At 41.9% G+C, this 12680-nt stretch carries 16 protein-coding genes; 3 read left to right on the plus strand and 13 right to left on the minus strand.

All coding sequences use genetic code 11. The annotated features are described in order from the left end of the window. The 9 genes from F3G76_RS03000 to F3G76_RS03040 all read right to left on the minus strand — a co-directional run. Positions 1–1320, minus strand: a 1320-nt coding sequence (locus F3G76_RS03000; RefSeq protein ID WP_149705872.1) for a cache domain-containing protein, incomplete at its 3' end; no start/stop codon positions are given. A gap of 114 nt (positions 1321–1434) precedes the next feature. Continuing rightward, on the minus strand, positions 1435–2004 hold the full coding sequence (locus F3G76_RS03005) for a ComF family protein (protein WP_149705873.1): 570 nt from the start codon (positions 2002–2004) through the stop codon (positions 1435–1437). After that, entirely contained in the window at positions 2004–2561 is a 558-nt protein-coding gene (locus F3G76_RS03010; RefSeq protein ID WP_012001474.1) for a YajG family lipoprotein, read from the minus strand. The genes F3G76_RS03005 and F3G76_RS03010 overlap by 1 nt, the downstream gene beginning before the upstream one ends. 10 nt (positions 2562–2571) lie before the next feature. After that, positions 2572–3294 (minus strand): hypothetical protein, encoded by a 723-nt coding sequence (locus F3G76_RS03015; RefSeq protein ID WP_149705874.1) that lies wholly within the window; start codon positions 3292–3294, stop codon positions 2572–2574. Continuing rightward, a complete protein-coding gene (locus F3G76_RS03020) occupies positions 3288–3518 on the minus strand; it encodes a 2-hydroxymuconate tautomerase family protein (RefSeq protein WP_009294206.1) in 231 nt (76 codons plus the stop codon). Before F3G76_RS03020 ends, F3G76_RS03015 begins: the two co-directional genes overlap by 7 nt. Before the next feature lie 187 nt (positions 3519–3705). Then, the gene (gene lepA / locus F3G76_RS03025; protein WP_149705875.1) at positions 3706–5496 is read right to left on the minus strand and encodes a translation elongation factor 4; all 1791 of its coding nucleotides are present in this window, start codon (positions 5494–5496) and stop codon (positions 3706–3708) included. Between the two features lie 89 nt (positions 5497–5585). Further along, entirely contained in the window at positions 5586–5981 is a 396-nt protein-coding gene (locus F3G76_RS03030; RefSeq protein ID WP_107936215.1) for a transporter, read from the minus strand. A 26-nt stretch (positions 5982–6007) separates the two neighbouring features. After that, positions 6008–6928, minus strand: a complete 921-nt coding sequence (locus F3G76_RS03035) for a cation diffusion facilitator family transporter (RefSeq protein ID WP_149705876.1) — start codon at positions 6926–6928, stop codon at positions 6008–6010. After that, positions 6906–7790, minus strand: a complete 885-nt coding sequence (locus tag F3G76_RS03040; RefSeq protein WP_149705877.1) for an ABC transporter six-transmembrane domain-containing protein — start codon at positions 7788–7790, stop codon at positions 6906–6908. The genes F3G76_RS03035 and F3G76_RS03040 overlap by 23 nt, the downstream gene beginning before the upstream one ends. Positions 7791–7941: 151 nt before the next feature. Here F3G76_RS03040 and F3G76_RS03045 point away from each other — a divergent pair, with 151 nt between their 5' ends. The 3 genes from F3G76_RS03045 to F3G76_RS03055 all read left to right on the plus strand — a co-directional run bounded on the left by F3G76_RS03045 (position 7942) and on the right by F3G76_RS03055 (position 9480). Further along, the gene (locus tag F3G76_RS03045; RefSeq protein WP_149705878.1) at positions 7942–8316 is read left to right on the plus strand and encodes a cupin domain-containing protein; all 375 of its coding nucleotides are present in this window, start codon (positions 7942–7944) and stop codon (positions 8314–8316) included. A gap of 26 nt (positions 8317–8342) precedes the next feature. Next, positions 8343–8966, plus strand: coding sequence for an NAD(P)-dependent oxidoreductase (locus F3G76_RS03050; protein ID WP_223227418.1), 624 nt, complete (start codon positions 8343–8345; stop codon positions 8964–8966). Positions 8967–9066: 100 nt separating this feature from the next. Continuing rightward, positions 9067–9480, plus strand: a complete 414-nt coding sequence (locus tag F3G76_RS03055; RefSeq protein ID WP_149705880.1) for an Rrf2 family transcriptional regulator — start codon at positions 9067–9069, stop codon at positions 9478–9480. A 47-nt stretch (positions 9481–9527) separates the two neighbouring features. Here the strand turns inward: F3G76_RS03055 and F3G76_RS03060 are convergent, their stop codons facing one another. The 4 genes from F3G76_RS03060 to F3G76_RS03075 form a co-directional block, all read right to left on the minus strand. Continuing rightward, positions 9528–10553 (minus strand): aspartate-semialdehyde dehydrogenase, encoded by a 1026-nt coding sequence (locus F3G76_RS03060; protein WP_002939724.1) that lies wholly within the window; start codon positions 10551–10553, stop codon positions 9528–9530. 70 nt (positions 10554–10623) lie between these two features. Next, on the minus strand, positions 10624–11778 hold the full coding sequence (locus F3G76_RS03065; protein ID WP_149705881.1) for a sigma-54-dependent transcriptional regulator: 1155 nt from the start codon (positions 11776–11778) through the stop codon (positions 10624–10626). Between the two features lie 12 nt (positions 11779–11790). Beyond that, positions 11791–12183, minus strand: a complete 393-nt coding sequence (locus tag F3G76_RS03070; protein WP_149705882.1) for a hypothetical protein — start codon at positions 12181–12183, stop codon at positions 11791–11793. Further along, positions 12159–12659, minus strand: coding sequence for an LPP20 family lipoprotein (locus F3G76_RS03075; protein ID WP_107964898.1), 501 nt, complete (start codon positions 12657–12659; stop codon positions 12159–12161). The genes F3G76_RS03070 and F3G76_RS03075 overlap by 25 nt, the downstream gene beginning before the upstream one ends. Positions 12660–12680 lie beyond the last annotated feature (21 nt).

Here is a 12680-nt window from a genome sequence, read left to right on the forward strand (position 1 = left end):
AAAGTCTTGGTTTTTATAAGTGTTTAGTAGATCAAGTACATCTTTGCCGTTACTTGAGATTGCATTTTTAAGAGCAAGTTGTAGATCTTTAAATGTGCTTTTTAGTTGATTTAGAGCTGGGTTATTAGTATCTGCTTCTAAGCTTGCTTCATAGTTGCCATCTTTTATCTCATTTACAAAGGTGTTGGCTTTTTGGATGAAGGTGTTCTCTTTTTCTTTAGATGTTTGGATCTTTTGGATGTTTTCATTTATAAGAGAAGACATAACGCCAAATTCATCTTTAGAAACGATATTTGACTTAACTGGCTCTTTGATCTCGTAGTTTAGAAATTTAAAGAACGAAATAAGCGAATCAGATATCTTTGAGAGTGGCTTAAGCGATCTGCTAACGATAAATATAAGAAGCGCTACGATGACTACTATAAATATAACTGATGAGATGACTTGTGAGACAAGCGTTTTGCTAAGGCTTGCATCATAATCGCTCCAAGAGTTTGCAGAGCATACAAGCCAGTTTGCTTGATCGTAAAGCTCACAAGCAAGAAGTCTTTCTGTGCCTCTAAGATTATAAGTAAATGTTTTATCTCCATTTTTCTTATACTCGTTTGAGTAGTCGTCAATGATCTTCATAGCTTCACTAGAGTCAGATAGCACAAGGTCTTTATGAGTAAAGTGTATGATCTTTTTGTGCTCTAAATCCATCAAAGCTATTGCGCTACTTGAAGTTGGTTTTATCTTATTAAGCTCATTATCAAGCTTATCTATACCCATATCCACGCCAAATACACCAACAACCTTGCCATCAACGACTATCTTTTTAGCGATAGTTAAATTTAAGCCACCAGCTGAGCTTGTGTATGGAGCTGAAAAGATAATGCCCTCTTTTGCGATAGCGTCCTTGTACCAGCCTTTAACCCTCGCATCATAGTTTTTTCTCTGATCAAAAACCATAAATTTACGCTCTTTGCCATCAAGCACAGCGTTATAAACAGCACCATCAGCTGCATAGCCAAAGTAAAACTCAGAAAAATCAGTAACCTGCGCTGCGTTCATCAGCACTTTTTCTAAAGCCTCTTTGTCATCCAAAATTTGCGGATGCGCCTCGATGTAACTAGCAAAATTTTGAACGGCTGCAAGCTTATCTTCAAAAAATGCATTCATATAAAACTGCAAAATTTTTGAAGATGAAGTCTTAGACTCCTTTGCTAGATCGTAAATCCTCTCCTTGGTATTTGTGTAATTCACCGTTGAAAACACGCCAAGCGAGACAACTAAAAGCACCACGATAATGAGTGCAATCTTGTTTGCTGCTTTTTTCATAAACAAAATCCCTTTGTGTAAAATTTTATCTTTATATCGGCAAAAAATTTTTATGGTTAATAGCTATTTACAATTATTTAGGTGTGAAATTTCAAGTCAAATTTCACATAAATTTTAGTTTCTAGCATCTGCTAAAACAAGTGCAAAAAGCGCATCAATGCCTGCTTTTTGAAGCGTATCTCTAGCTTCTAGTATCGTTGTGCCAGTGGTTACTATATCATCAACCAAGATAACTGGCACGGTGATCTTTTTTAAAATTTTAAAATTTCTTGGATTGTTTTGTCTAAATTTAAGATCCTTGCCGCTGTAGCTGACACTGCTTGTCGCATGCAGGGTGTGAAAGATGGGTTTAAGGTTTTTAGCACGAAGTTCATTTGCCAAAATAGCCGTGTGCGAGTAGCCATGATGCACTCTATCATCTATCGGCAGAGCATAAATTTGCTCTGGAAAGCTAAAGCTTTTAGCAAATTTCTTAAATGCAAATTTGGCTAAATTTTTATAGATAAAAAGTCCGTGCATTTGGTGCTTTGAGTGGATGAGCTCTTTGATCTCAGAGTAGCCGTAGAAGCTATAAATTTTAAAGCCCTCTAGCTCTCTTACCAAAGGGCTTGGCTCGCTTAAAATTTGCGAGCAGGTTTTACAAAATGTCTTTAGCGTAAAGCTCTTGCAAAATGCACAAAACATCAGCTATTTAAGATAGCGATCGCAGAGCGTTTAACAGCGTCATTTATGATGTCTGTTAAGAATGGCTTAAATGCTCCGCCAGTGCGAACTAGCTCAAATTTGGTTTGGTTGTTTGAGATATTTTTGATGATGCTTTGATCGCCTTTTTGGATTTTAAGAGTGATCTTTATCTTGCCCTTTGTGTTGTCGCTGCCATATCCGCTCATATTTGCTTCAAATTCGTTTATGAAAACTTCAACCACGACGCCACCCATGCCATTTACATTTGCGCCACGTGCCGCAAGCTCTCTTTTAAGGGAGTCACTAAAGTAAGTCGCAAGATCGTTTTGAAGCACGACATACTCTTTTACAGTGCCTCTGCCATCGGTTATAGTTGCGATAGTGCTTTTGTTTTTGCGACTATCATGCACCGCGCTTATATAGACTTCAAGTCCGTTAGCTTGCTGACTTGCAGCAGTTTTGTAAGGATCGAAGGCAACTACTGTCTGAGTAGGAGCGCAACCGCTCAAGAATAGGACAAAAAGTCCAAAGATAGCTAGAAATTTAAATTTACTCATATTTTTCCTTTCAAAGTTTAGTGATCTCATCAGCCACTTTTATGGCAGCTTGCTTGACTAAAAGTGCGATAAAGAAGTCGAACTGACCGCTTCTTGACGCCTCAAGCTCCTCCACATGGTGTCTAGTCGAGATAGGAATTCGTTTTTTGAAATTTATATCTGAAAGCACAAGCTCGCCATATAGATGTCCGTTTAAAATTTCAGAGCTTCTAGAGTAAGTGCCTCTAAGCTCGTCAAATCTAAAATCAAGCCTATATGTATAAGGCGATGTTTGCGTATCCACGACAACGATGCCACGCGAATTTAGCTCACGTTTTAAAAACATATAAAAGAGCACTTCAAGGCGTGGATTTGAGTTAAAGACTACGCCGCTACCATCTTCTCTTGTGTAGTAAATCGACCTTGCGCTGCTTCTAGCATCCACGATCCTGTGAAAATAGACCTTCTTTAGCCCGACATTTATGTCGATCATATTTTTTTCTAAGCAGCAGTTTATCGCCACGTCGCTTCTATACTTGACGCCATTTATAAAGACGCCATCGCCCCTGCCCTTGCACGCGCTGCAGTCGGCTGGTATGCGTAAAACCTCTTCAAAATATGTCTTATCTTGGCTGCTTATGCTTGCACTTTGCACGCCGTCTATGCCCTCGCACGATAGACAAAGGCTAGCTTTTGCCACGCAGCCAGTTAGAAAGACGGCTGCAAAAATTGCTAATAATGTCGCTCTTAGCATTTCACTTCCTTTTGCTCTTTTTGTTTTTTGCGGAGATTTTTCACGCTCTCGCCTGCGATGCCGTAGTTGTTCGTATCGATCTCATCGATAATGACAACGGTATTTTGAGCGCTTCTACCTAAAATTTCGCTTATTAGCTTTGTAACTCCGCTTATCATCTTCTCTTTTTGCTCCACGCTTGGGCTATCACCCTCTTTTGTCACGCAAATTTTCACAAACGGCATAGAACTCCTTTTTGTAAATTTAGCACTTAAATTTTAATCAAAAACTATCCACAAAACAAGCTCCCTAATGCGGCAGTATCGCAAAGTCAGACAAGGCGTGGGTAAAATTTACGACGGGAGTTACCATGGCAGGTAATGACCGAGTAAATTTTAGACACAACGAAGTATGACAAAGCGAGACAACGCATTAGTCTATTTTTAGGACTGATAAAAACGCCTCCTGCGGCAAATTCACCTTACCTATCGCCTTCATCCTCTTCTTACCCTCTTTTTGCTTTTCTAGCAACTTTCTCTTACGAGTGATGTCGCCGCCGTAGCACTTGGCGGTGACGTTTTTGCCCATTGATTTTACGGTTTCACGAGCTATGATTTTGTTGCCGATGCTAGCTTGTATCGCCACCTCAAAGAGCTGACGTGGCACGATCTCTTTCATCGCCTTTACGAAGTCTCTGCCCTTTGTCTGTGCCTTGCTCTCAGGCACGATGATAGAGAGCGCATCGACCGTCTCGCCGGCCACTTTGACATCAAGCTTCACTAGATCGCCCACGCGGTAGTCGCTTGGCTCATAGTCAAAGCTTGCGTAGCCTTTGGTGCTTGACTTTAGCTTGTCGTAAAAGTCCATCACGATCTCGTTCATCGGTATGTCATACTCGAGCAATACGCGGTCAGTCGTGATGTAGTCCATCTTTGTTTGGATGCCGCGGCGATTGTTTAAGAGTGTGATTATATTGCCCAAAAACTCGCTTGGCGTGATGATAGTAGCCTTCACGTATGGCTCAAGGATTGAGTCTATTTTATTGACTGGTGGCAACTGACTTGGGTTTTGAATTTTTAAATTTAGCCCATCAGTTTGGATGACTTCATAAGTCACAGTTGGCGCTGTGGCGATGAGATCAAGGTCAAACTCACGCTCTAGCCTCTCTTTGACGACCTCCATGTGAAGAAGACCTAAAAAGCCAACCCTAAAGCCAAATCCAAGTGCGACCGAGGTCTCTGGCTCGTAGCTAATGGAGCTGTCATTTAGCTTTAGCTTATCCAGCGCGTCACGCAGATCTTCAAATTTATCAGTTTCTATTGGATAAAGTCCCGCAAAAACAAACGGCTTAGCCCTCTCAAAGCCACCAACTGGCTCTTTTAGAGGATTTCTTGACTGCGTTATCGTATCTCCAACTTGCACGTCACTAACGTTTTTAAGCCCCAAAACCACGATGCCAACCTCGCCAGCGCTAAGCGTTTTGGTCTTGATCGGAGCTATAGGATTTGGATACATGAGGTCTAGCACGATATGTTTTTTGCCCGTGCCCATGACCAAAATTTCATCATTTTTTGAAATTTCACCATCATAAACACGCACAAGAGCAAGCGCGCCAAGGTAGTTGTCAAACCAACTATCGTAGATTAGCGCCTTTGTAGGCTTGCTTACGTTGCCATTTGGCGCAGGGATCCTCGTGATGATCGCTTCAAGCAGCTCTTTTATGCCAACGCCTGTTTTTGCGCTCACTTCGATCGCTCCTGAGCAGTCAAGTCCGATGATGTGCTCGATCTCGTCCTTTACCCTAGCAGGGTCAGCCGCTGGTAGGTCGATCTTGTTGATGACTGGGATGATCTCTAGGTTGTTTTCAAGCGCGATATAGACGTTTGCGATGGTTTGCGCCTCCACGCCCTGGCTGGCATCCACAACAAGCAGCGCGCCCTCGCAGCTAGCTAGGCTACGGCTCACCTCATAGCTAAAATCGACGTGTCCTGGGGTGTCTATCAAATTTAGAACAAAATTTTGCCCATTTAGTGCGTAGTTTAGGCGGACAGACTGGGCCTTGATCGTGATGCCACGCTCTTTTTCGATGTCCATCGTGTCCATGATTTGCGAGCTCATCTCACGGTCGCTTACAGCGCCACACTCCTGAATGAGGCGATCAGCAAGCGTGCTTTTGCCGTGGTCGATGTGAGCTATGATGCTAAAGTTTCTAATGTTTTTCATGAAATCCCTAGTTAAATTTTAGGCGATTTTATAAAAAAAATCGTTAAAGTTGAGTAAAAATGAGTTTGCTAGGCTAGCAAGGCTTAAATTTAAAGCTCAAATTTAGCTCTTAAAATTTTACGCAGATCACAGAGCACAACGCAAAGCGAATATAAAAAATAGGCGTAAGCCACAAGCGGCAAAAAAATAAGAAAACCTGAAGCATAAACTAAAGCACTAAGCATGTATGTCGCATTTGCAAGCGCTGGCACGTGATAAGTCCAAAGCTCTGGTTGTTCAAACGGAGCATCTATGGCATTAAAATATAGAGCAAAATTTAACCCTAACAACAAAATAAATATATAGCCCTTTTTCATACAAAATAGAGCGCAGATCAAGGCTACTACAAAATTTACTGCGATAAGAGGAACTATGACACTGCCCATAAAAGTGCAAAACAAACCCATAGCCACGACCATTAGATATTCATTTTTTATGCGAAACATTAAATTTAAACCTTTTGCGTCAAATTTTAGTGATGATGCCCAAAATGTTCGTCCTTATGCGCGCTTTTTAGCTCGCAGATGAGATCGTCTTTATGTCCAAGGCTCTCGCTCTCAAACTGAAGCGTGACATGGCCGATGCCTGCGTGAGAAAGCTCGTGTTCGATGCGCTTTATCATCTTTGAAATTTCAGCCACGCTTAGCGCATCATCCACCACCACGTGGGCTATGAGCGCGTTTGTGCCAGCATTTATCGCCCATATATGCAGGTCATGCACGATTTTAACGCCATCTACGCCCTTTATGACGCCCAAAATTTCATCCGTATCAAGCTTAAGCGGCACAGCTTCGATTAGGATATTAAAGCTATCTTTTAGCAAGCTAGCGCCGCTTTTTATGATGAGTAGCGAGACAAAGATGCTTGCGATGCTATCAGCCTGCGTGAAGTTAAATTTCATCACAAGAAGCGCTGCAACGATGGCACCAACCGAGCCAAGCGTGTCGCCAAGCACGTGCAGATAAGCACCTTTCATATTTAAATTTTCTTTTGTATCAGCACTTTTGTGCATGTAAATAGCCACGACTAAATTTACCACAAGCCCCAAAATGCTAACAAATAGCATCGTTTCAGCCTCTATCTCTGGCTCGTTAAAAAGTCTGATGATAGCTTCGACTATGACAAAAACGGCAAGTGCGATAAGGGCGATGGCGTTTATGAAAGCAGCGATGATCTCGACCCTTTTGTAGCCAAAGGTCTTTTGTAAATTTGCCCTTTTTTCTGCGATCTTAAAAGCAACCAGCGACAAAAAGAGAGCCGCGGCGTCTGAGAGCATGTGAAATGCGTCGCTAATAAGCGCAAGCGAGTTTGAAACGAAGCCAAAAACGGCCTCAACTATCATAAACGTGAAAATTAGAAAAAACGAATTTCTAAGAACGCTCTTGTTGTGCATCATTATCCTTCTTTTCGGCGTCGATCCTCTTGCCGATATCTTTTAAATTTGAAAATTCCTCGATGAGCTTTGGCGAGTCGTCAAGACTGATGACGAAATTCCATATATAGGTCATCACAGAGTAGATGTGGCCGGCATTTGTCTGCTGCGAGCTTAGCACTATTATCGCCACCAAAAAGAGCAGCGAAGCGCTAATGCCGATGATAAAATAGCTCATCGCCTCCCTATTTGAGATCGCTATACGAAATTTAGAAACGACATCGTAGTGCCTATTTAGCGTGCTTTTATTAAAAACACCTATCACCTTTGCCTCTTTTTCTAGGCGGTCATTTAAGCGAAGATAAAGGTCGTCATTTTTCTTAATATATCTTGGTAAAAATATAAGAAAAAAGGTCATCACTACAAAGCACGCCACAGCGACCTTTGGCTCGACAAAGATGAGCATAAACGCTGAGCCGATGATCGAAATGACCGATGTAAAAAACATAGGAAAATGCGTCTCAAAGAAATTTACAAACTCTCGCGAGAGCGCTACTCTGGCGATGATGGCGGAGTCGTCTTTGGCATTTTGTTTTTCATTCATGATGACATTTACAGCAAGCTTTGCGTAGATATTTGCAAAAACTTGCGTATCCACGCGGCGCCTAATGGCTCCTACAAGCCACGCTACGAGCACAAAAAGTGCGTAAATGAGGGCATTTAACGTATTTCCCTGCATGATTGCGTTGATCGCAAAGCCCGCAAATATCGGGTATGCTAGAAAAAGTCCGTTCTCTGCTAGCACCAAGGCAAAGGTCAAAATGAGCTTTTTGTTGTGCTCGGTCGCTATGCTCTTTAGCGTTTTAAAGGCGTTATTTTGCAAATTTACTCCTAAAAATTTTGCGAATTTTAGCTCAAATTTATAAATTTTGAAAAATTTTTGTTGTAACTCTTGACATTACAACAAAAAATTACTATACTTCGCTCATCGGTTGTAAATAAAAATATTACAACATAAAAACAAGGAGAACAAAATGAAAAATTATCAGGTTGCAAAGGTCGCAAACGAGCCAAGAGTCGAGCTAAAAGAGGCTTTAAATTTAACTGGCTGTGAGGTATCTATAAACGAACTTCCAGCAAATGTGAGCGTGCCATTTGTCCATTCGCACAAACAAAACGAGGAGCTTTACATCATCACCGATGGCGATGGTGAGCTTTTCATCGACGGCGAAGTGATAAAAGTAAGCAAAGGCGACGCAGTGCGCATAGATCCAGATGGTAAAAGGTGCTTTAGGGCTGGCAAAAACGGCATCAAAATGATCTGCATCCAGACAAAACGCGGTAGCCTAGAGCAATACACAATGACTGACGGCGTGATAGTTGATGACGTAAAGCCAAGCTGGCTGTAAATTTAAAAAGCAAAATTTAAATAGCAATCTTAGGCACAAACGGCAAAAGCGGTGCAAATTTAGTAAATGAGGCCCTAAAACAAGGTTACGACGTCACAGCGATCATTAGAAACAAAGAGTATAAAAACGAAAGCGTAAAGGTCGTTTACAAAGATATTTTCGAGCTTACAAAGTTTGGTCTAGCCGGCTTTGACGCGGTTATCAGCGCATTTGCAGCATGGAGCGAAGAGACTTTCCCACTTCACAAAAAAGTGGCCGCCCACCTAGTAAATTTACTAGAAGGCACTAGCACAAGGCTCATCGTAGTTGGCGGCGCTGGCACGTTATTTGTTGATAGCAAAGGCACTATGGTCATGGATACGCCAGACTTCCCAGCAGCATATATGGGCGTGGCAAAGGCGACGGCGGAGTCATATTTTGAGCTAAAAGGTAGCACAAATGTGCTTTGGACATACGTAAGTCCAGCAGGCGACTACGACGCAAACGGCGCTCGCACGGGCAAATACGTGCTTGGCGGAGATGATCTCATACTAAACTCAAAAAATGAGAGCTACATAAGCTACGCAGACCTTGCACTTGCGATCATCGATGAGCTAAAGAACAAGAAATTTATCCAAAAGCGCTTTACCGCGGTCGGCGAGAGAGCGTGAGTTTATAAATTTGACAGCTGGCGAAGGCTCGTAAGTCAAATTTAGCTGGCTGTCTTTGGCAGAAAATTTAAGTATAATCACGAAAAATTTAAGGACGATCATGCAAGTTGGCATTAAATTTTCAACCGCGATACACGCGCTTTTGTGTGCTAAATTTTTTGAAAATGAGAAGGTTACAAGCGAATTTATAGCTGGTAGCATAAATACAAACCCAGTTATCGTTAGGCGCCTACTTGGCACTCTAAAGGCCGCAGGGCTAGTAAATGTCGCAGCTGGAGTTGGTGGGGTGAGCCTTACAAAAGAGCCAAAAAATATAAATTTACTTGAAATTTTTAACGCAGTAAACGACAAAGAAAAACTTTTTAAAATTCACTCCGACTCACCAAAAGCCTGCCCAGTCGGCGGCAGGATAGAAGAGCTTTTGTCTGGGCACTTTTTAAGAGCGCAAACTGCCCTAGAAAATGAGCTAAGAAACGTCACTTTGCAAGATTTATTAGACGAACTTGCGGGATAAATTTAGGCTAGAACTTGATCCTTTCTAGCCAAAGACAAATTTACAAACTACTCCTGCATCGTGATCCATTTTTGTGCGATCCTGACGGCATTTGTCGCAGCTCCCACACGGATCTGGTCGGCACTGCACCAAAGGTGAAGCACATTTGATCTAAAGTTATCAACCCTAATTCTGCCAACGTAAGTCTCGTTTGTATCACTTGAGATAGTAGGCATCGGATACTCTTTTTTAGCTGGATTATCGACTACGACGACGCTTGGAGCTTTACTTAGAACCTCTCTTGCCGCATCTGCACTCACGTCTTTGTCAAAGTGGATAGTGATCGCCTCAGAATGGCTTCTAAGCACCGGCACACGCACGCATGTCGCGCTCACTTCGATATCTTTGTGAAGAATTTTTTGCGTTTCATTGACCATTTTCATCTCTTCTTTTGTATAGTCATTATCCAAAAAGACGTCGATGTGTGGGATCACGTTTAGCGCTAGGCGGTGCGCAAAGACCTTTGGCTCGCACTCATCAAGCTTAAATTCAAAAAACTTTTGCATCTGAACAACAAGCTCCTCCATGCCCTCTTTGCCAGCGCCACTTGCTGCTTGATAGGTAGAAACATCGACCCTGTTGATGCCAAAAGCGTCGTTTAGTGGCTTTAAAATTTGCACCATTTGGATAGTTGAGCAGTTTGGATTAGCGATAATGCCGCGGTTTTTCCACATAGCGATGTCACTTGGGTTACACTCAGGCACGACTAGCGGGATATCTTTATCCATCCTAAAATGGCTAGTATTGTCGATAACTACTGCGCCACTGTCGGCTGCAAATTTGGCAAATTTCTCTGAAACTGAGCCGCCTGCACTAAAAAATGCGATATCGATCTCATGCTCGCTAAAAACTTTCTCGGTTAGCTCTTTTACTTTGTAGTGTTTGCCCTTAAATTCGATCTCCATGCCAACGCTCTTTGCACTTGCAAGTGGCAAAAGCTCACCAACTGGGAAATCAACCTCCTCCATAACTCTAAAAAGCTCTTCGCCGACCGCTCCAGTAGCACCAACGACCGCTACGTTAAATTTTCTCATCTGCTCTCCTTGGTTTCTTTTAATTTTCTTAATTTGCATAATTTTACTAGCCAAAAACTTAAATTTTTACCTATTTTTTACTTCTTGCTTGCAAAAATAGATCTTTTGGCAAAATTTCATCGCCCTCGCTTAGTATCGCTGCACGCTGCACGACCGAGATAAGCTCTCTTATGTTGCCTGGATAGTCATAGCCCAAAAGCTCCTCTTTGGCTGCTTTTGAGAAATTTTTAGCCTCAAAGCCATACTCTTTGCAGCATTTGTCCAAAGCATCCTGCGCGATAGGCAAAATTTCATCCTTTCGCTCGCGAAGTGGCGGGATGAAAAGCGGGATCGTGTTTAGGCGGTAGAAAAGATCCTCTCTAAACCTGCCCTCTTTCATCGCAAGCTCTAAATTTGCATTTGTAGCGCAGATGATGCGAACGTCTATCTTTTCGCTCTTTGTGGCGCCAAGTCTTGTTATCTCGCGCTCTTGAAGCGCACGAAGCAATTTTGGCTGTAAATTTATAGGCATCTCGCCGATCTCATCTAAAAATAGCGTCCCACCATTTGCCAGCTCAAACTGCCCTTTTTTGGTAGTAGCTGCGTCGGTAAAAGCGCCCTTTTCAAAACCAAAAAGCTCACTTTCTATCAAATTTTCAGGTATCGCAGCCATATTTAAAGCGATAAATGCAGCATCTTTTCTTGGTGAGTTTTCGTGGATAAATTTAGCAAAGACCTCCTTGCCAACGCCACTTTCGCCACTAAGCATGACAGAAGCGTCAGTTCTTGCAGCTTTTAGCGCGATATTTAGCGTCGCTTCAAGCGCTTTTGAAGTGGCTAAAAAGCCGTTATTTTCACTTTTAGTTTCAACTTTTTTTATGCTTTTTGGAGTCTTTTGTTTTAGCGTCTCTACCCTTTTTATCGCTTCATATAGCGTTGAGACGTCAAATGGCTTTGTTAAAAAGTCCTTCACGCCGAGCCTAACGCTCTCGATCGCCTTGTTAAGTGTGGCGTTTCCAGTCATTATGATGACGTCAAATTTGCCGTTTAACTCCTTAATGAACTCAAGTCCGTCCATCTTTGGCATGTTTATGTCGGTGATTATTAGATCAGTGTCGTCGCTTAGCTTTTTTAGAGCTTCAACTGCGCTCTTATAGCTTTTGATGTTTAGCTCTTCATACTCGCCAAGTGCGATCTCAAGCGACTTTCGCATATTGATGTCATCTTCTACTATGACGATATTCATTTGATCTCTTTTTTATTGAAGTATGCCGATGATAGCGGATTTTGGCTTAAATTCCACCATAAATCTAACTGGCAAAATTTTCAAATTTGAAGCATTTGTGACCTGCGTATTTTTGACATTAAGCTCATTTTTTATCATCACTTTTTTTAAAGCAAAGCAGTCAAAAATTTCATCTTTGTGTAAATTTAAAAAACCAAGAGTTGTGGTGTTTTCATCTTTAAAGGCGTCTATCTGGCAAAGAAATTTTGGTTTTGGATTTGGCGTTAAAGTCATCGCCTTAGAAAATGAAATTTCCTCATGAGCGATGATATGATTTGTCGTATCGACCTTTGCCCAGAAGATAAACTCCTCCAGGCAAAAGGCGAAATTTAAAAGTATCGTTAGTAAGAAAAGACTTCTCGCCACTTATCTTCGTCTATCTTAAGCTCCATATTTACCTTATAAAGCCCGTCTTTGAAATTTTCATTCACGATCCTTGCGTTTTTAACAAGGCCTTGAACCTTTGAAGTGATAGATGAGTCGTTTAGCATCGCGTCTCTTACGGTGTCTTCAGCGTTGATCTTTACGCCATAAAGCTTGCCTGCAAGCTGCGAATAAGCATCAGCCATCGCTGCTCTTTTTGCAAGAGTAACTGACTGAGCGTATGAGAGCGAATTTAGCGGAGCTATGCCCTCGCCTGTGGCTCTAAAAGTGGTCTCTCTTGGAGCGCTATCATATATCATCTTCTCTTTTTTCATCACCTCTCTAAGATCGTCTTTATCGACCTTTTGGATGACTACGTTGCGGTTTGATGTGCTAGTTGGCTCGCCCATAAAGCCATTAAATGAGCAACCGCTAAAAATAGCGATCATCAAAGCAAAAGATAAAATTTTAACCTTCATAAACAACCTTTTTTATGCTTT

The sequence above is a fragment of the Campylobacter concisus genome, from assembly GCF_902460575.1.
GTDB classification, from domain to species: Bacteria; Campylobacterota; Campylobacteria; order Campylobacterales; family Campylobacteraceae; genus Campylobacter_A; species Campylobacter_A concisus_AW.

Bases quoted from the DNA above. Each gene is read 5' to 3' on its own strand.
- F3G76_RS03010 (WP_012001474.1), bottom strand. From the start codon at position 2,561: ATGAGTAAATTTAAATTTCTAGCTATCTTTGGACTTTTTGTCCTATTC.
- lepA (WP_149705875.1), bottom strand. From the start codon at position 5,496: ATGAAAAACATTAGAAACTTTAGCATCATAGCTCACATCGACCACGGC.
- F3G76_RS03020 (WP_009294206.1), bottom strand. From the start codon at position 3,518: ATGCCGTTTGTGAAAATTTGCGTGACAAAAGAGGGTGATAGCCCAAGC.
- F3G76_RS03065 (WP_149705881.1), bottom strand. From the start codon at position 11,778: ATGAATATCGTCATAGTAGAAGATGACATCAATATGCGAAAGTCGCTT.
- F3G76_RS03015 (WP_149705874.1), bottom strand. From the start codon at position 3,294: ATGCTAAGAGCGACATTATTAGCAATTTTTGCAGCCGTCTTTCTAACT.
- F3G76_RS03045 (WP_149705878.1), top strand. From the start codon at position 7,942: ATGAAAAATTATCAGGTTGCAAAGGTCGCAAACGAGCCAAGAGTCGAG.
- F3G76_RS03075 (WP_107964898.1), bottom strand. From the start codon at position 12,659: ATGAAGGTTAAAATTTTATCTTTTGCTTTGATGATCGCTATTTTTAGC.
- F3G76_RS03060 (WP_002939724.1), bottom strand. From the start codon at position 10,553: ATGAGAAAATTTAACGTAGCGGTCGTTGGTGCTACTGGAGCGGTCGGC.
- F3G76_RS03030 (WP_107936215.1), bottom strand. From the start codon at position 5,981: ATGTTTCGCATAAAAAATGAATATCTAATGGTCGTGGCTATGGGTTTG.
- F3G76_RS03005 (WP_149705873.1), bottom strand. From the start codon at position 2,004: ATGTTTTGTGCATTTTGCAAGAGCTTTACGCTAAAGACATTTTGTAAA.
- F3G76_RS03055 (WP_149705880.1), top strand. From the start codon at position 9,067: ATGCAAGTTGGCATTAAATTTTCAACCGCGATACACGCGCTTTTGTGT.
- F3G76_RS03035 (WP_149705876.1), bottom strand. From the start codon at position 6,928: ATGCACAACAAGAGCGTTCTTAGAAATTCGTTTTTTCTAATTTTCACG.